The organism is Burkholderia sp. AU4i, from assembly GCF_000466765.1.
GTDB lineage: Bacteria > Pseudomonadota > Gammaproteobacteria > Burkholderiales > Burkholderiaceae > Burkholderia > Burkholderia cepacia.
Map to the genome: position 1 here is coordinate 1 of NZ_ASSI01000397.1, position 540 is coordinate 540.

Here is a 540-nt window from a genome sequence, read left to right on the forward strand (position 1 = left end):
CATCGATCCTCGTCCCGTCGCATGCGCGCTACGTCGTCGACCTGAACCGTCCGCCCGACAACGAGAACCTGTACCCGGGGCAGGACACGACGGGGCTCGTGCCGGTCGATACGTTCGACAAGGCGCCGCTGTATCCGGCGAACGCGCTGCCCGGCAACGACGAGATCATGCGTCGCCGCGATCGCTACTGGCTGCCGTACCACGACGCGCTGCAACGCGAAGTCGCACGCCTGAAGCGCGAGCACGGCCGCGTGCTCGTGTGGGAAGCGCATTCGATCCGCTCGCACGTGCCGCGCTTCTTCGACGGCCGCCTGCCGGACTTCAACTTCGGCACGTCGAGCGGTGCAAGTGCCGCGCCGGGCCTGGCGGAGGCGCTCGCCGCGCGCGTGCTCGAACATGGCGGCTATACGGCCGTCGCGAACGGGCGCTTCAAGGGCGGCTACATCACGCGCCACTACGGTGTGCCCGAAACCGGCGTCGAGGCCGTGCAGCTCGAGCTCTCGCAGATCACCTACATGGAAGAGACGCGCCCTTACGCGT

Annotated in this window: 1 protein-coding gene; it reads left to right on the forward strand. The window is 68.3% G+C overall.

From position 1 onward, the window contains the following. The coding region (locus tag L810_RS43020; RefSeq protein WP_042978431.1) for an N-formylglutamate amidohydrolase at positions 1-540 on the forward strand (540 nt) is incomplete at both ends.